13 protein-coding genes are annotated in these 17,955 nt (G+C 61.7%); 1 reads left to right on the forward strand and 12 read right to left on the reverse strand.

The annotated features are described in order from the left end of the window. Positions 1 to 17 precede the first annotated feature (17 nt). Positions 18 to 1,319, reverse strand: coding sequence for an alpha-galactosidase (melA, locus tag H7B90_RS24545; RefSeq protein ID WP_185138530.1), 1,302 nt, complete (start codon positions 1,317 to 1,319; stop codon positions 18 to 20). Positions 1,320 to 1,551: 232 nt separating this feature from the next. Between melA and H7B90_RS24550 the strand changes: the two genes are divergently transcribed. Next, positions 1,552 to 2,313 carry a DeoR/GlpR family DNA-binding transcription regulator gene (locus tag H7B90_RS24550; RefSeq protein WP_185138531.1) on the forward strand — a complete coding sequence of 254 codons (762 nt, stop codon included), beginning with the start codon at positions 1,552 to 1,554 and terminating at the stop codon, positions 2,311 to 2,313. Positions 2,314 to 2,397: 84 nt separating this feature from the next. Here H7B90_RS24550 and H7B90_RS24555 read toward each other — a convergent pair whose 3' ends face one another. From H7B90_RS24555 to H7B90_RS24605, 11 genes are all read right to left on the reverse strand, one after another. Beyond that, positions 2,398 to 3,441, reverse strand: coding sequence for a LacI family DNA-binding transcriptional regulator (locus tag H7B90_RS24555; protein WP_185138532.1), 1,044 nt, complete (start codon positions 3,439 to 3,441; stop codon positions 2,398 to 2,400). A 401-nt stretch (positions 3,442 to 3,842) separates the two neighbouring features. After that, on the reverse strand, positions 3,843 to 6,791 hold the full coding sequence (locus tag H7B90_RS24560) for a DUF4832 domain-containing protein (RefSeq protein ID WP_185138533.1): 2,949 nt from the start codon (positions 6,789 to 6,791) through the stop codon (positions 3,843 to 3,845). A gap of 52 nt (positions 6,792 to 6,843) precedes the next feature. Then, on the reverse strand, positions 6,844 to 8,214 hold the full coding sequence (locus tag H7B90_RS24565) for an ABC transporter substrate-binding protein (protein ID WP_185138534.1): 1,371 nt from the start codon (positions 8,212 to 8,214) through the stop codon (positions 6,844 to 6,846). A gap of 35 nt (positions 8,215 to 8,249) precedes the next feature. Continuing rightward, the gene (locus tag H7B90_RS24570) at positions 8,250 to 9,641 is read right to left on the reverse strand and encodes an ABC transporter substrate-binding protein (RefSeq protein WP_185138535.1); all 1,392 of its coding nucleotides are present in this window, start codon (positions 9,639 to 9,641) and stop codon (positions 8,250 to 8,252) included. A 20-nt stretch (positions 9,642 to 9,661) separates the two neighbouring features. Continuing rightward, positions 9,662 to 10,492: a carbohydrate ABC transporter permease gene (locus H7B90_RS24575; RefSeq protein ID WP_185138536.1), complete on the reverse strand. Its 831-nt coding sequence runs from the start codon at positions 10,490 to 10,492 to the stop codon at positions 9,662 to 9,664. Then, a complete protein-coding gene (locus H7B90_RS24580; protein ID WP_311772807.1) occupies positions 10,492 to 11,391 on the reverse strand; it encodes a carbohydrate ABC transporter permease in 900 nt (299 codons plus the stop codon). The genes H7B90_RS24575 and H7B90_RS24580 overlap by 1 nt, the downstream gene beginning before the upstream one ends. A gap of 28 nt (positions 11,392 to 11,419) precedes the next feature. Further along, the gene (locus H7B90_RS24585) at positions 11,420 to 12,523 is read right to left on the reverse strand and encodes a Gfo/Idh/MocA family protein (RefSeq protein ID WP_185138538.1); all 1,104 of its coding nucleotides are present in this window, start codon (positions 12,521 to 12,523) and stop codon (positions 11,420 to 11,422) included. A gap of 121 nt (positions 12,524 to 12,644) precedes the next feature. Next, positions 12,645 to 13,613, reverse strand: coding sequence for an ROK family protein (locus tag H7B90_RS24590; protein ID WP_185138539.1), 969 nt, complete (start codon positions 13,611 to 13,613; stop codon positions 12,645 to 12,647). A gap of 1 nt (position 13,614) precedes the next feature. Next, positions 13,615 to 14,841, reverse strand: a complete 1,227-nt coding sequence (gene nagA / locus H7B90_RS24595) for an N-acetylglucosamine-6-phosphate deacetylase (RefSeq protein ID WP_185138540.1) — start codon at positions 14,839 to 14,841, stop codon at positions 13,615 to 13,617. A gap of 822 nt (positions 14,842 to 15,663) precedes the next feature. Continuing rightward, the gene (locus H7B90_RS24600) at positions 15,664 to 16,986 is read right to left on the reverse strand and encodes an ABC transporter substrate-binding protein (protein ID WP_185138541.1); all 1,323 of its coding nucleotides are present in this window, start codon (positions 16,984 to 16,986) and stop codon (positions 15,664 to 15,666) included. A 113-nt stretch (positions 16,987 to 17,099) separates the two neighbouring features. After that, positions 17,100 to 17,954, reverse strand: a complete 855-nt coding sequence (locus H7B90_RS24605) for a carbohydrate ABC transporter permease (RefSeq protein WP_185138542.1) — start codon at positions 17,952 to 17,954, stop codon at positions 17,100 to 17,102. Between the last annotated feature and the right edge of the window lies 1 nt (position 17,955).

Consider the following 17,955-nt stretch of genomic DNA (forward strand, 5'->3'; position numbering starts at 1 on the left):
CCCTCCGTTCGCCCTCGTTACTTCCAATCCGGCAAGTAAGCGCGGTCCGCTTCCCACAGCTCCTCGAACATGCTCTTGATCTCGGCCGGCGAGCAGACGGCCGCCGACAGCGGATCGACGTACAGGGCGTACAGCGCCTTCTCGCGGTCCTGCTCGAGCACTGCCTGCACGGCGAGCTCGAAGAACGACATGTTGCTGCGGCACAGCGCCGCGAGATGCTCGGGGAGACGGCCGAACCGGGTCGGCTGGATGCCCTTGCGGTCGACGAGGCAGGCGACTTCGACGATGCCTTCGTACGGCAGGTTCTCGATCAGGCCGCGGTTCGGCACGTTGCCGTAGACGACCGCCGGCTTCTCGTTCACGATGCTGTCGATGATGACCGCCGCGTACTCCTCGCTCGGCTCCAGCTTCAGTTCTTCCTCGCCGGCCACGATCCGCTCGATCGTGCGGTCCGTCTCTTCCCGCCAGGTCGGCCACTCGTTCGCGTAGAAGCCGGTCGCCCCGTTGTAGCCGGAAGCGCAGTGGAGATCGATCAAGTCCTGCCGCTTGCGGTAATAAGGGACGTATTCGGAGAAGTGGCCGCTCGATTCGGAGACGAACGCGCCGAAGTGCTTGGCGAAGTCGAGCCGAACCGGATCCTTCTTCACGAATTCCGGATCGTTCATCTTCTCGAACAGAACCGGATACTGGTCGACGCCGTCGACCTTCAGCTCCGTGAACCAGGACATGTGGTTGATGCCTCCGGAGCGCCACTGAAGCTTCTCGTACGGGACTCCCAAATATTTGGCCAGCTGCTGGGAAGAATGCTGGATGGAGTGGCACAGTCCCACGACGGGCAGCGACGTCGCCCGGGAAGTGGCCAGCGTCACCGCCGACATCGGATTCGTATAGTTAAGGATCGTGGCGTCCGGGCACAGCTCCTCGATGTCCTTCACGATGTCGAGCCAGACCGGGAGCGTCCGCAGCGTCTTGAACAGTCCGCCCGGTCCCATCGTGTCCCCGATGCACTGCTTGACGCCGTAGCGCAGCGGAATCTCGAACTCGTTCCGCACCGTCGCCAGGCCGGCCACCTCGATCTGGTTAATGACGAACCGCGAACCCGGGAGCACGTCCCGGCGTTCCGTCGAAGCCTCCACGCTCCAGTTCTTGCCGCTCTTCTCGATGAGACGGCGAACCAGCTTGACCGAGAGATCCAGCCTTCCGGCGTCCACGTCGACCAGAGCGAACGTCCCTTGTTCCAATCCCGGGATTAGCAAAATGTCCGAAGCCAGGTACTGGGTGAACATGCTGCCCGAGCCGATAATGGCGATACGCGTCAACGACATACCCTCCTAAGTCGATAAATTGATCGTTCACCCTCATTATCCACCGTCATTTTGATCGAGTCAATCATATTATCGCGTTTTTTTCGCTCAAAAACGTTAAATTTTTAATTGTTTCAATCACATATATGGACGTTTCTTGCAAAATATGATATTCTGGTCGTGTGAAGAAGCCCCGTTCCCTAGGCCCTTGGGCGGATGCGGAGCGCGGGCGCGAAGGAGCCATCGCATGAGCAAGATCGCAACGAGGCGCGAAGGCATCGTGTCGCTCCTGAGGGAGCAAGGCTCGATTACCGTCGCGGACATCATGGAGCGGTTCGGCGTGTCGGAAGCGACGGCGCGCCGCGACCTGGAGACGTTGGAGCAAGAGAAGAAGCTGATCCGGACCTTCGGGGGAGCCGTTCTGGAGACCGTCCGCACGGAGATTCCGATCTATCGGAAGATGGAGATGAATCCCGAGGAGAAGAAGACGATCGCGGAGAAGGCTTACGGTCTCATCCGCGACGGCGACGTCATCGGCTTGACCGGAGGCACGACGTGCCTGTTCGTCGCGCGCCGGATCATCCAGCAGCCGTTCGAGCGGCTGACGGTCGTGACCAACGCGCTGAACATCGGGTTCGAGCTCGCGGGAGTTCCCGGACTCGAGCTGATCATGACCGGAGGCGTCAACCGGACCCAGAGCTACGAGCTGTCGGGGCCGATGGCCGACTCCACGCTGGAGCGGATCACGATCCAGAAGACGTTCCTCGGCGCGGACGGCGTCGATCTGTCCCGCGGTCTGACGACGTTCAACGAATTGGAAGCGAATACGAACCGCAAGATGATCCGGCAGTCGCTGGAGAGCTACGTTCTGGCCGACCATACGAAGCTGAACCACTGCTCGCTGTTCCTCATCGACGGCTTGAAGGCGGTTACGGCGATCGTGAGCGACGACGAAGTTCCGGCCGACCTGAAGAGAGCGTATGAGGACGCGGGCGTGCGCTTCGTCTAGAGGCGCGGAACGCGAAGAAGAGCCGCCCTGGCGGGGGCGACTCTTCGGCATGCAAGAACGGATATTCATAGCGGTACAACGGAATTAAGCCTTCGGACCGGAGAGCGAGGATTGGCGGATCTTCAGCTCGAACGGGACCGAGATCTTCACGGGGATCGGATATTTGCCCTGGATGTAGTCGATCAGCGTCTTGGCGGCGATGCTTCCGATCTCGAACTTGGGGATGTGGACCGTCGTCAGCGGCGGCGAGCTGTAGGCGGACAGTTCGATGTTGTCGAGACCGACGAACGCGATGTCGTCGGGGATGCGCAAGCCGCACTCGTTCGCCGCCCTCATGGCCGATATCGCCATCATGTCGCTCGCGGCGAAGATGGCGGTCGGCTTTTCTTTATCGCTCTGAAGCAATTCCTTCGTCAATTGGTAGCTGGCCTCGACGTCCCAGTTGGAATTCAGCACCCATTCGGGCCGAACGTCCAGCTCCGCTTCGCGAAGCGCCTCGCGGTAGCCTCTGTAGCGCTTCTCCTTCTCCACGTCCTGGGACAATCCCGGGCCCCCGATAAACGCGATGCGCTTATGGCCTTGCTCGAGCAGATGCCGGACGGCGGCCTTCGCCGCTTCCACCCGGTCGTACGTCACGCGCGGAATGCCGGGGTCCGAGACGTCCACCCCGACGAGATAAGGCACACTCCGGCGCAGCGTCTCGTACGTCTCGGGCTCCAGCCCTTCGACGAGGATCAGCCCGTCCGCCGCGTTCTCGTGGAGAATGCGGTGCAGCAGCGCGGGATTGCGGAGATCGTCGCCGGTCTGCACGTAAGTCAGCTCGTAGCCGTTATCGACGAGTCCCTTCTCGATTCCTTCCAATATTCCGGAGAAGTACGGATGATTGTATTTGTTCTGCGTCACCGCGACGATGCAGCCGACGCGGGTCGCCGCGGACGGAGCGGCTTGCCCGCCCTTGACCAACTGGCGCGCCCACTTGTTGGGCTGGTACCCGAGCTCGGTGACGGCGTCCCATATCTTGCGGCGGGTCTCCGGATTGACAGAGCGGGTAGCTTCGTTGTTCACCACGCGCGATACCGTCGATATGGAGACGCCAACGTGCTGGGCGACGTCTTTCAACGTTGTCACGTCTCTGTTCGCACTCCTTTAATAGCTCTCTTTTTATGAATTTGCGCCAAACGTTTACATTCATCATAACGGAACTGCCGCGGCCATGTCAACTTTAGGTTGTCTCTCTAAAATGCACCTCCTTCCCGCATTGGCCGATGACCGCGAAAACGAGGCGCAGAGCCAAAAAAGACGCTCATTTACGCAAACGCTGTCATCGGTTTGCGCCGCCGATTCCCGTCCCCGTCCATCGGTCCGGACGGTCTCGGCTTCGCTTCAAGATCGGATCGCTCCCCCGTTTGTCGAACTTCCACAACCCCCGGAGAGCCCGCGCGCCATCCGCCGGCATGCTTGGCGGGCATGCGGCGGATGGCGCGAGATCTTGTCAAGGAGCTTCCTCTTCCTTCTTCCTTCTTGCTTCGTTACTTCGCGATTTGAATTCGGTCCAGTTCGGTCCAGCCGTCCGAGCGTTCGCCCTCGATGCCGAGATGCACGCCCGGCTTGCCCGTCGCCGGATCGAGAATGGCGACGGCGAGCGTATATTCGCCCGTCGCGAGCCCTTGCGGCAGCTTGTAATCGGCCAATACCCCGGTACGGCCCGGAAGCCATCGCCGAATGTCCGTGTTGTCGACCGTCCGGACGCTGTCCGCGGCCAGCCGCCCCTGCGAGTCGACTAGGGCCAGGGCGAGCGGCCAAGCCTCGTAGAACGGCGCGACGCCCTTGTTGTTCCACCTCAGCCCGACGACGAGGTTCGTCCCGAGAGAAGCCTTCTTCGCGTGCGTCGCGGCTTCCAGAACGAATCGGTACCCCATCGTGTTATGGACGAGGTCGATGTTCGCCTGCTGCGCTTCATCGATGTCCTCACCAAGCTTGAACGGCGCCGGCGAGGAAGGCCCCAGCCACGCCGTGTGGCTGGCCCGGATCTCGCGCAGCGTCTCGACGATCGTCTCGTCCGACAACGAGAGCAGCGGGTTGCCGTTGTAGTATTCTCCCCCGGAGAAATTGAACTTCCAGAAATTCGGCATCCTGGACGCGTCCTGAACCGCCGCCGGATCCTCGCCTTCGCCGGCGTAGGGGCCGATTCCGTTCCAGCCCTCTTCGATCCAGTTCAGCCACTCGTCGGTGGCTCCCTGGCTGCCGAACACGTCGTTGAACAAGCCGAGCCGGTTCGCCGCGGCGATCGGGAACGGCTTGCGCATCCCGACGAGCTTGTGCGGGAACGCCTTCAAATAGTGCTCGACGTACTGGTCCGATACGGCGAGGCTCGGGAACGCGCCGGACACTTCCTCCGGCCAGTTGTGGAACTCGCCCCAATGCCCGAGGCTGCCGATCTGAACGTAAGCGATGGCGGGATCGTTGTCGTAACGCTTGCCCAGCTCGGCCAGCACTCTCCCGTGTTCGGCGATCAACGTCGGGCTCGAGTAATTTGGCGCAAACCCTTTGCCCACGACCGAATCGGGGGTGTCGTACCATTTTCCCGCGCCGTCTTCGCCTTCCGCCGTCACCAGCTCGTCGTACAGCCACTGCGGAATGTCCATGTCGGGATCCTCGCCCGGGTCGTCCAGCACGAACCGCAAGTTGATCCGGGTCCCCTCCGCCTTCCACTTGGCGAATTGATACTTCCGCTCGATGCCCGCCCAGTCGAATTCGCCCTTCCGGGGCTCCAGGTCCCGCCAGGCGATGTTGGCGTAGACGAGCTTGTGCGGCTGCGGGAGCTCCTCCGTCGTTGTCGCCCAGCCGGCCCAGCCCATGAGCGGATTGTCCAGCACGCCGAACCGCTCCCGGGGAACGTAGGAGTCGCCCGCCCCCTCCTCGGGGACCGGGCCCGTCAACGCCAGCGCGCTTCCGCCCGCCGCGGGCAGCCGGTAGGCCCCTTGGCCGACGTAGCCGACGGAAGGCTTCGCGTTCCCGGTCAACCCCAACTGATCCTTGTACAGATAGAAAAGAGCATGGTTCGAGCCGATCTCCGCCCGGACCGGACCGGCTTCCTTCCACTTCGCCGTCTTCGGCTCGTACAGGTACAGCTTGTTGTAGACGATCTTCGCGTCGGCCCCGAAGCCGGTCCAATCCGTCCCCTTGTACCCGGTCGAAGCTTGGCCGTCCGTATCGAGGTAGAACTCGTTGCGCGTGTCGACGGAGTCTCCTTCGACGAGCAGGTAGAGCTTGTCGGAATCGTGCGCCGCGCTCAGCTTGAGCGTCTCCCCGGTACCGGCGGCGGCCGTGTCCACGGACGCCCAGTCGCCGGGGTCGCCGTCCGCGACGATCTCGACTCCCCAGCGGCCGGAAGCCGGCCCGTCTTCGCCGGCGGCGGGCTTCGGCAGCGGAGGCGCCGCGAGCGGCGGCTTGGCCTCCGCGGACGGAACGGTTACGCCGTTCGACGTGAAGCCGACGGCGATCGGCTTCGGATTCGCGATTCCGATCGCGGCCAGCGGAACGCGGTATTCGACGATCCCTTGGTCGCCGGAGCCTCCCTGCTTGTACTCGATGCCTTCCGCTTCGACGGGAGCCCAGTTCCAGCCGGCCCCCGTGCTCTTGTACAAGCCGCCGTTCTCGATCAGCCAGTCGCCCCCGAACCCGGGCCAGCCCACGTCCGCGTAGCCGGTGTCGGCGCTGCGGTCGGTATCCAGATAGATGTCGTTGAACTCCGCCAGCTTGCCCGCGATGAGCAGTACGAGGCTGTTCTCTTCCATCGCGGCATAGAGGGACGCCAGACCGTCGGCCGATCGGGCCGCCGGCTCGATGCCGCTCCACTCGCCGACGTCACCGTCGATCGTCGCCCGAACCTCCGGTCCGAACGCGTCTTCCGCTCCCGGCGGCACGGCTAGCATCCTCTGTCCGGGAGACGGCAAATACCGGTCGCCTTCAAGAGCGAAGGCGACCCGGAGGACGGAGGAGGTCCCCGCCCCGATCGATGCCAGATCGACCTCCGCTTCCATCGTATCCCCGGCCGTCTTCGTCTCGACCGTCCCCGCGTATTCCCATTTGCCGCCGACGGCTCTCCACATTTTCCCCATGGAGATCTTCAGCTCGATGCCGCCTCCGTTGCTCCAATAAGGAGCCGGCAGCCCCGTCTTCTCGTCCCCGTCGGCGTCGACGTACCAGATTCCCTTCCGGTCCAATCCAGGACCGCGGACGAGCAGCTTCAGCTTGCCTCCCTGTTGAACCGCTTTCATGATTTGCAGCGTCTGACTAAGCTCCGTGCTCGCGCTCGGAACGCCGCTCCATTGCCCGGGCTGTCCGTCGAACCGCGCGCCCTCCCCGGCCGTCCGGGCGGAAGCGTAAGCTCCCGCCCCCGGAACGGCCAGAGAGGATGCGAGAACGAACGCCGCGCCCGTCCGCAGCCATCGCCGCTTCCCAAGCGTCATCGCCATCTCGAACATCCTCCCTCGCAGGTAAGATCTATTCAAGCGCTTCTAAACCGCCTCACTTGCCGTACAGCTTCTTGATCTCCTGAACCGCCTTGGCGATATCGCCCTTGCCCGACAACGGCTGCTGCAGCTTCTGCGGCACGATCTCCCACATGAGCTTATCCTTGCCGTCGAAGAACGGAGCGGTGATGGCATACTTCTGCGCTTCGATGAACGTCTGCTTGTTGTAGCCGTCGTCGATGGCGAGGTAGGCGTCGGCCGCCTGCTTGTTCGCCGGAATCGACTGGCCTTGCTCGGCGAGCGCGATCTGCCCTTCCGGACCGGCCAGCCAGCTGAGCAGCGCCCACGCCGCGGCCTCGTTCTTGGAGTTCGGGCTCATGGCGTTGCCCGCGACCTGGACGACCGTCTTCGTCTCCTTGAACTTCGGAGGCAGAACCGCGTCGAACTCGATGCCGGCCTTCTTGTATTCGTTCGCGCTCCAGCTGCCGCCGAAGCTCATCGCCACCTTGCCGGTCGCGAGCGCGAGGAACGGGTCCTTGGCGAGCGTCTGGCTCTGGCTGAACGAAGGCGTCACGTGATCCGTCGTGACGAGCGAGGCGAACTTGTTCAGCACTTCCGTCGCTTCGGGCGATTCGAGCGCGAGCGATTCGTCGTCGTTCACCATCCTGGCTCCGTTCGACCACAGCTGCGGCTCGAGCACGGAGTCGGCCGAGCCCGCCGCGTCCATGACGAAGCCCCATTGGGACGTCTGGGCGGAATCGAAGCCGGCGTCTCCCGCCGTCTTGCCGCTCTTGTCGATCGTCATCTTCTTCGCGATGTCGATCAGCTGGTCCCAGGTCATGTCGTTCGTCGGCACGGGCGCTCCGAGCGGATTCGTCTTCGCGTCCGCGAACAGCTTCTTGTTGTAATAGAGAACGATCGTGTTCGAGTCGCGGGGCAGCGACACCTGCTTGCCGCCGGATTGATGCGCGGCGAGCACGCCCGGCTCGAAGTCGCCGAGGTTGAAGCCGGTGCTCGAGATGAGGTCGGTCAGATCCTTCATCGCGCCGAGCTTGGCGTACTTGTCGACGTAGGCGTAGCTCATCTTGTAGACGTCGGGAAGGCTCTTCGACGCGGCTTGGGCGGTGATCGCGGTCCAGTAGGTTCCCCAGTCCTTGGAGACGACGTCGACCTCGACCTTCGGATACTTCTCGTTGAACTTCTTGAGCAGGTCCTTGGTCTGGTTCACTTCCTCTTCGGTTCCCCACATCATGTAGGTCACCTTGCCGCTCGGCTCCGCGGCTGCGGAAGCGGAGGCCGAAGCGGAGCCGCCCGACGAGGCGGACGGAGTCGCGTTCGAATTCCCGTTCGATCCCGAGCAAGCGGCCAGAATGAAGCCCAGAGCGGTTAAAGGCGCGACAACCTTGGATACGTTCTTCGTATTCATAGCTCTAATCTCCCCTATTCATCTCTCGTAAGCCTTCACTTGCCGTACGCCTTCTGAATCTCCTCGACCGCCTTCGCGATATCGCCCTTGCCGGACATCGGATTGCTCAGCTTCTGCGGAATGATGTCCCACAGCAGCTTCTCCTTGCCGTCGAAGAACGGAACGGGGATCGCGTATTTCTGCGATTCGATGAATACCTGCTTGTCGAAGCCTTCGTCCTTGGCGAGGTACGCGTCGGCCGCCTTCTTGTTGGCCGGAACCGATTGGCCTTGCTCGGCCAAGGCGATCTGCCCTTCGGGACCGGACAGCCAATTCATCAGCGTCCAGGCCGCGTCTTCGTTCTTCGTCGACGGACTCATCGCGTAGCCGGTCTCCTGCACGACCGTCTTCTCTTCCTTGAACTTCGGAGGAAGGATCGCCTCGAAGTCGATTCCGGCGATCTTGTATTCGCTCGCGTTCCAGCTTCCCCCGAACGCGATCGCGACCTTGCCCGTCGACAGAGCGAGGAACGGGTCCTTCGAGAGCGTCTGGGACTGGCCGAAGTTCGGCACGGCGTTCTCCTTCGTGATGAAGCCGCTGAACTTGGTCAGCACTTCCATCGCCTCGGGCGTGTTCATCGCGAACGATCGGTCGTCGTTCACCAACTTCGCCCCGTTGGACCAGAGCTGCGACTCGAGCACGGAATCGGCGGAGCCGGCCGCGTCCATGACGAGCCCCCACTGCGAGACGCCGGACTTGTTGAACGCGGGGTCTTCCGCCGTCTTGCCGCTCTTGTCCAGAGTCATCTTCTTCGCGATGGCGATCAGGTCGTCCCAGTTCATCATGCCCGTCGGCACCGGCGCTCCGGACGGATTCGTCTTCGGATCGGCGAACAGCTTCTTGTTGTAGTACATGACGATCGTGTTCGCGTCGCGGGGAAGGGCGTACTGCTTGCCGTCGGACTGCAGCTTCTTCAGCACGTTCGGCTCGAAGTCCGAGGCGTCGAACGACTTGGCGGACATGAGCTCCGTCAGGTCCTTCATCGCGCCGAGCTTGGCGTACTTGTCCAGGTAGGCTTCGTCCATCTTGAACACGTCGGGCAGCGATTGCGAGGCGGCCTGCGCCGTGATCGCGGTCCAGTACGTCTCCCAGTCCTTGGACGCCACCTCGACCTCGATGTCGGGATACTTCTCGTTGAACTTCTTCAGCAATTCCTTCGTCTGGTTCACTTCGTCCTGCGTCCCCCACTGCATGAACGTGACTTTGGTCTTGGCGCCCGAAGCGCCTCCCGACCCGGAGGCGGAGGGCGAAGCCCCCTTGCCGGAATTGCCGGAATTGCCGGAATTGCCTGAATCCCCGGAATTGCCGCCGCAGGCGGACAGAACGAGCGCCGTAGCCAACACCGGCGCGGCCCATTGGATCGGGCGAAGCTGCTCTCTGGATCTCATCGACGAGTCTCCCCCTAGTTTTATTTGATTCCGGACATGACGACGCCTTCGACGAAGTATTTCTGGGCCGAGAAGTAGATGACGGCGATCGGCAGAAGGGCCAGGAACGAGCCCGCGGCCATCATCGGCAGGTCTTGCGAGTTCTTGCCCATAATCAGCTGCAGCCCTACGCTCATCATTTGAAGCTTCTCGGATTGGATGAAGATCAGCGGCGTGAAGTAGTCGGTCCAGGTGAACACGAACGAGAAGATAAAGCCGGAGATGATAATCGGGCCGGAGAGAGGAAGCACGACCCGGGAGTAGATGGTCCAATAGCCGCCGCCGTCCACGTAAGTCGCTTCGTCGAGCTCCCGCGGAAGCGTCAGGAAGTACTGCCGGAACAGGAAGATGAAGTACGGGTTCGCCAGCAGCACCGGAATCGTCAGCGGCAGCCACGTATCGTACCAGCCGATCTTGCTGAACAGGATGTACATCGGAATGAGCGTCACCTGCGACGGAATCATCAGGGTGGCGAGCACGACGACGAACAGCCAGGAGCGAAGCCGGGACTTGGTGCGGGCGAAGCCGAACGCGATGAGCGAACTCGTCAGGATCGTTCCCAGGCCGTTGATGATCGAGACGGAGAACGAGTTCGCGATCCACCGCGGCATAAGCGACATCGTCTCGAACAGCCGGGTGAAGGCGCTCAAGGTGAACGGGTCGGGAAGCAGCTTCGGCGGGAACACGTACGTCTGGTCTTGCGTCTTCAGCATCGTGGAGATCAGCCACAGCAGCGGACCGATAAAGATAAGAAGGCCGATGAGGAGGAAAAGATAGGAATACGTACGATTCAGAAGTTTAGCCCTGTACATTAGCCGTTGCTTCCTCCCTTCTCGTCGCCTTCGTAGTACACCCATCGCCGGGACGATTGCATGAGAGCGACCGTGATGAGAAGAATGATGACGAACAGCACCCAGGACTGCGCCATGGCGTACCCGAAGTTCAGGTCGCGGAACGCCACCTGGTACGTATTCATCATGTACGTCTGCGACGCGTAGTCCGGACCGCCCTTGCTCAGCAGCATGGCTTCCGTGAACATCTGGAAGTAGTAAATGATCTGCATGACGACCGTGAACAGGATGGACGGCGTGAGCATCGGCAGCGTGACGCTGAAGAACGTGCGGACGCGGCCCGCCCCGTCGATCCGGGACGCCTCGTAGAGCGAGCTCGGTATTCCCTTGAGACCGGCGAGGAACACGAGGACGGAACCCCCCGACATCCACATGCCGATCGTGATGATGACCGGCTTGATGAGGCCCTCCGAGCCCATCCAATCGATCTGCGCTCCCCCGAACCAGAGAAGGATCGTGTTGACGACTCCGTCGCCGGATCCGAACAGGATAAGCCAGATGATAACGGTTGCGACCGGCGGCACCAGGTAAGGCAAATAATAAAGCGTGCGGAAAAAACGGATTCCCGGAACCTCGATGTTGAGCAGAAGAGACAGAAGAATCTGAAATCCGACCGTAACCGGAACCCCGATAAAGACGAAATACAGCGTGTTGCGCAAGCTCTTTAAGTAAACCTCGTCGGACCACAGCTTGGCGTAATTGTCGAAGCCGACCCAGATCGGCTTCGTGATCGCGTTATAATCCGCGAAGCTGTAGACGAGGCTCGCGATCGCCGGCCCGACGAAGAAGGCCAGGAACCCGATGATCCAGGGCGATATGAACAGCAGAAACGCCCCGTCTTCCCTCCATTTTCTAATCACCTGCCACACTCCCCCCGCGCCGCGGCCGTTACTTCAGCTCGTCCAGATAAATGTAACGTTCTTCCTTGATGGACCGTTCCGCCGCCAGGGCGATGAGCAGCGCGTCTCGCCCGACGTTCAGGTCGGCGAACGGCTTCTCTCCGGTGCGAACCGTGTTCAGGAACGCGTACCGCTGGGTCTGGCTGCCGGTATGGCCTCCGTCGGAGGAGTCGGAGACGACGTCCAGGTCGATATGCTCGCGGGTCAAGTCTTCTCCCCCGCTGATATCGAGGGATTTGTCCCGCTTGGCGATCATCTGGGCGCCGTTGCTGCCGATGAGGCCGATCTCCAACCCTTCGTCGGTCAGGTTGTACGGCTTCAGATACATGCAGAGGCCGAGCATCGCCTTGCTCCCGTTGTCGTAGTCGACGGTTACCCAGGCGTGGTCGACGATGGAGCTCGTGTTGATCGTCTTCGCGGGGTAGTGCGTGTAGCTGTTGGTGACGAGTACGTCTTCGCCCTTGCGGATGACGTGCTGGCCGCCCGAAGCGAAGACGCGGACGGGCTTCGCGCCGATCATCCAGTTGAAGATGTCGAAGTGGTGGCAATCCTTCTCGACCAGGGCGCCTCCGGACAGCTCTTCATCGTAGAACCAATCGGCCGGAGGGAACGGGTCGCGGAACTCCTTGCACCACATCATCGTCACGTCGCCGAGACGGCCCTGCTTCAGTTCCTTCTCCATGCGGCGATAGACGTTGGAGTACCGGTAGACCAGGCCGATCTGGACGGGCACACCCTTCTCCTCGGCCGCCTTCATGATCTCGTCGCAGGCGGAGAGCTTCGGCGCCACCGGCTTCTCCAGGAACAGCGGCTTGCCGAGCGCGATGAACGGCAGCGCGACGTCGCGGTGCAGGTAGTTCGGCACGCTGATGACGACCGCGTCGTAATCGTCGGCATGCGCCAGCAGCTCCTCGTGCGTGCGGCAAACTTGCGGCTTGTTGTTCTTCAGGAAGCCGAGCGCCCGGGACCGGTTCGACTCGTGCGGATCCGCCACCCACGTAATCTCGCAATCCGGGATTCTATCGAAGCCGTACAAGTGCCCGGAGCCCATGTCCCCCAATCCTACCAGCGCCAACCGAATTTTCTTCGTCAAGTCGTCCCCTCCAAGATGCAGGTTTATGTTAAATTTGCGGCAAATTATACGATTAATTTACGATAAGTTTACGCAAACTGTCAAGCGTTTTTGCGCAAATTTGTCCAAAGTTTTGCGCAAATCAAGCTTTGCTTTTGGCGTAAAGCGCATTGCCCACGATTCCCGCGTCGCTCCCGAGAGCCCCCGGGCGAACGACGAGCCTGTCCGCGAACGCTTGCAGGAGGCGGCTTCGCAGCTCCCGCTCCATCGGGCCGAGCAGGGCTTCTCCCGCTTGGGCGGCCCCGCCCCCGACGACGACGATGTCCGGGCTCAGCACCGGCACGACGTAGGCGAGCGCCTCGCCCAGCAGCCGTCCCGTATGCTCCAGAATCGCCAGAGCCGTCTCGTCTCCTCCGGCGCCCGCCTCGGAGACGTCCTTCGCCGTGATCGCTTCGGGACGTTCGCGGAACTTGTCCGCCAGCGCCCCTGCCGCCCCCTGCCTGACGGCGTCCGCGGCCTGGCGGGCGATTCCCGTCGCCGAGACGAGCGTCTCGAGGCAGCCGGCCATGCCGCAATTGCACGTATTGGGAATCCGTTCATGCGGAATATGGCCCAGCTCTCCCGCCAGATGGTCTCCCCCGCCGAAGATCGCCCCGTCCGTCACGAACGCGCCGGCGAGCCCCGTGCCGATCGTGATACCGAACACGTGGCGGTATCCGGCTCCCGCTCCCGAGACGGCTTCGCCGAATACGTACGTCTTCACGTCGTTCTCGATGAAGACGGGCACGCCGAGCCGCTCCCGAAGCTTGGCGGCCAGCGGCACGTCCCTCCAGCCGAGGTTGACGGCGAGCCGCGAGATGCCCCCCGCCGGGTCCACGAGCCCAGGGATGCCGACGCCGACCGCGTCGATTCCCGCGATGCCGCCCGCCGCCTTCGCTGCCGCTTCCTCGACCATCCCGGCGATCCGTTCGATGACCGCTTCCGTGCCTTCCCGGACTCCCGTCGATCGCCGGACGCGGCCGACGACGCGCCCTTCCTCCGCGACCACTCCGCATTCGATGTTCGTTCCCCCGACGTCGACGCCGACGTAGAGCTTATCCCGCGTTGCCATATCAGTGATCCCCCTTGGTTGGTTGGCCGCTTATCTCCGCCCGGTAGACGATCCGTCCGTCCGCCATCGTCCAGACGACGTTCCACTCCGCGTCCATCAGCACCAGATCCGCCGCCTTGCCGGGCGCGATCGAGCCCGTCTCCTTGTCGATTCCGGCCTGGCGGGCCGGCGTCAGCGTCAGGGCGGGCAGCACCTGCTCCGGCGTTCTCCCGGCGAAGCGCATCGCGTTCAGGAACGCCCCGCGCATCGTCAGCGTGCTGCCGGCCAGTCCGCCAGGCTTCCCGTCTTCGCCGCGCAGCGTGACGACGCCGTCTTGCGCGATGACGGGCAAGTCGCCCAGCCGGTATTCCCCGTCCGGGCAGCCGGCGCACGAGATACAGTCCGTGATGAGAGCGACCTTCTCGGCCGTCTTGACGTCGAACGTCAGCTTCACGAGGTCCGGATGGACGTGAACGCCGTCGCAGATGAGCTCGGCCGTCACCTCCGGGTGCAGCAGCGCTCCTCCGGCGGCTCCCGGATCGCGATGGTGGATGCCTCTCATGCCGTTAAACAGGTGGGTCGCATGCGCGACTCCCCGCTTGACCGCTTCCCGCATCTCCTCATAGGTCGCTCCCGTATGCCCCGCGGACACCGTCATGCCCCGGCTTCTCGCGAATTCGATCGCGCGGTCCGCCCCGGGCATCTCCGGCGCAAGCGTCACGAGCCGCACGACGCCTTCCGTGCCGGCGAGCATCGCCTCGAGCTCTTCGGCGCTCGGCGCCCGCATCGTCCTCGGATCCTGCGCCCCGCAATAAGCCGGGTTCAGGAACGGCCCCTCCAGATGGACGCCGGCCGCCTTGGCGCCTCCCGTCCACTCGCTGCGCATGAACGCCGCGGCCGCCGCCACCGCCTTCGCGATCGGCTCCACCCCCGCCGTCAGCGTCGTGACGAGCAGCGAAGTCGTGCCGTGACGGGAGTGGTACGCGCACATCCGCTCCAGGTCGCCCCGCGTCGCGCCCATGGCGTCGCCGCCCCCTCCTCCGTGCACGTGAACGTCCACGAAGCCGGGGAGGAGCGCGAAGCCTTCCGCTTCGATCACTTCCGCCTCCGCGGGAGGCTCCGGAAGCCTGCCGTCCGCTCCCGCGTTATAAATACCGGCGATCCGTCCCTCTCTCACTTCGACCGCCGCTTCTTCCAGGACGCCATTTTCCGCGTAAACCCGCGCTTTTCTGATCCATATGGGCCGCATCTCGTTATCCCCAATCCGCGATGTTGTTTGCGGCAAAATTATATCAAACTTTGCGCAAATGGAGAATGTTTTTTTGCAAATACGCAATGCGAATCGTTAAGCGGGATGGGAAATGACGGATTAGAGGGGCCTTGGAGGAATCGACCAAGAAGGAAGCCTCTATCTTCGCCGTCCCAGCTGCCCAATTCTCCTTCCGTCGCCCCCGCCTCTTCTCCGCCCATGAGAGTAATCTAGTTCCTCTCTTTGGACGACTGCTGCGTTCTTCCGTCCATGCGAGTAATCTGGTTGCTCTCTTCCGCCTACCGCTCCTCTTCTCCGTCTATGTGCGTAATCTGGTTCCTCTCTTTAGCCGACTGCGGCGTTCTTCCGTCCATGCGAGTAATCTGGTTGCTCTCTTTGACCCCAACAATAAAAACTACGAACATCCAATTCCCTAACGAAAACCTATCCCGAGGTATTTCGATTCGGACTTTTATATGAAAAATCGTATAAAATCTCCCACAAGAAAGTGCGCAGTTTGGTTTTGTGCGAAAAACCGTACAAATTCTGCCTTTTGACGGTGCATTGATTAGGTTTTATGCGAAGAATCATACAGAATTCTTCTGTTAGCGATGTTTTTGACGATTTTGTTCGAAAAATCGCACACACGTTAAACCGCCTGCATTCAGATTCTGCACAGCCCGAACTAGGCAGCCACGTGTGGACCTGAACATGGAAAACCAAGTCCGTATGCGAATCGGACAATTGTAGAAAAAAAGAGACGGTACCCCAGCCGAAGCCGGATCGTACCATCTCTTTCTTCTATATATAGGAAGGCCTGCTTTACTTCTTCACGATATCCTGAATCGCCTGGTCGAGCTTCTCGAGCAGCTTATCCTTGTCGATCTGGCCGCCTTGGTATTCCTGCATCGCCGCGCCCCAGCCCTGGATGACGCCGTCCGGGTACCGGCCCCAATGCCAGCCGCCCGCGGTCTTCGCTTGTTCGGAGACGGCCGCGCCGAGCTGGCCGATGTCTTCGGTCGTCGCCGGAATGGTCGCCAGCGCCGGGATGAATTTGAATTCCTTCGTCAGGTACTTCTTGCCCGTCTCGGACGATACGAGCCAGTTCAGGAACGCCTTCGCTTCTTCCGGATGCTTCGACTTGCTGTTGACGATCCAGAAGTTCGCCGGGCCGGTGTAGATGCGCGAGTTGCCGCCGTCGTCGATCGGAATCGGCAGCAAGCCGAGGTCCAGCTTCGCGACCTTGTCGATGTCGCCTTGAATCCAGTTGCCCTGCTGGATCATCGCCGTCTTGCCGGACGCAAAGTTCGCCACTTGCGTCGCGTAGTCCGTCGTCAGCTTATCCTTCTGGCTGTGGTTGAACACCAGGTCGACGTAATTCAGCCACTTGCCGAACACTTCGTTGCCCTTGATCGTGGAAGCGCCCGTCTTCGTGTCCTCGATGAACTTGACCGGATCGGCCTGCTCCGCCAGCGCGACGTTGATCGTGTGGTGACCGATGGACCACCACTCGTTCGTCGTGGAGAACGGCGTGATGCCGGCCGCTTCCAGCTTCTTGACGACGTCCGTCAATTGCGTCAGCGTCTTCGGCAGCTCCGTAATGCCGGCCTTGTTGAACAGCTCCTTGTTATAGATGATGCCGTAGCCTTCGATGTTCATCGGCATGCCGAGCAGCTTGCCGTCGACCGTCGCCGGACCCGCCGCCGCCGGAATGACGTCCTTCGCCCAAGGCTCGTTCGTCAGGTCTGTCGCGCGGTCGTAGTACGGCTCGAGGGCCGCGAAGCCTTCGGCGTTGAAGATCTCCGGCTCCGAGCCGGAAGCGATCTCGGCCTTCAGCAGCGCGTTGTAATCTTCGCCGCCGCCGTGCGTCTCGACTTCGACCTTGACGCCGGTCTCCTTCTCGTACTCTTCGGCCAGCTGGTTGAACGCGTCCGCGATCTCGACCTTGAAGTTGAAGATCTTGATCGAGACGTCCTTCTTCTCCGCCGCCGGAGATTCGCTTGCGCCGGACGCCGACGGGCTGGCCGCCGGAGATTCCGCCGACGGGCTCGCGGCCGAGCCGCCGTTGTCGTTATTCCCGCTGCCGCAACCGGCCGCTACGACGGTAAGTGCCGCGATCAAAAACAGGGTGCTAAAGCGCTTCATGAGTGGTGACCTCCCCGATTATGGTATCTCGCGTTTACAAGCCCATTATAGTCAAACGTTTGCACGACATTGAACCGACGTTGTTGAACGAATAGGTGGAACATATTGATTTTTTACCCTTTAATGGAACCGGATGTTATCCCTTCGACGATATGCTTCTGCAGCAGCAGGAACAGGACGATGATCGGCGTGACGCTCATCGCGAGACCGGCCAGGGCCAAATCCCACTGCTTCGTATATTGGCCGAAAAACCGGGTCACCGCAAGCGGAATCGTCGTCAGCGCTTTGTTCGACCCGATGATCAGAACCGGCAGCAGATAGTCGTTCCAGATCCACAGCGTGTTCAGAATGATGACCGTCACCGTAATCGGGCGAAGCAGCGGGAACACGATCCTCCAGAACACGCCGTACGGCGAGCAGCCGTCGACGACGGCCGCTTCCTCGATCTCCATCGGCACTCCCTTGATGAAGCCGTGGAACAGCACGACGGAGAGAGCGAGGCCGAAGCCGAGGTAGCAGACGACGATGCCGAGCAGATTGCCCCGCAGCTCGAGCAGGCTCGTCACCCGAACCAGCTGGAGCATGACCGATTGGAACGGGATCGTCATCGAAGCGATGAAGCAGAAGAACAGCGCCTTGTTGAACCGGGTCGGCCGGCGGACGATCCGGTAGGCGGCCATCGAGCTGACGAGGACGATCCCCGCGACGCTGATCGCCGTAATCTCGAACGAATGCCAGAGGGCGCGCGGGAACCGGATGATGTCCCACACCTTCGAATAGTTCTCGAACAGGTACTTCTGCGGCAACGAGGCGGCGTCGACCAGAATCTCCCCGAGCGACTTGACCGAGTTGACGAGCACGAAGTAGAACGGCGACAGGAACAGCAGCGCGAGCAGGATCGCGAGAGCCTCGACTCCGATCAGCCGGGAGCTCCGCCCTTCTCGGACGTTCGCGTGCGGCTTGCTCATC

The sequence above is a fragment of the Cohnella xylanilytica genome, assembly GCF_014212175.1.
Taxonomy (GTDB): domain Bacteria; phylum Bacillota; class Bacilli; order Paenibacillales; family Paenibacillaceae; genus Cohnella; species Cohnella xylanilytica.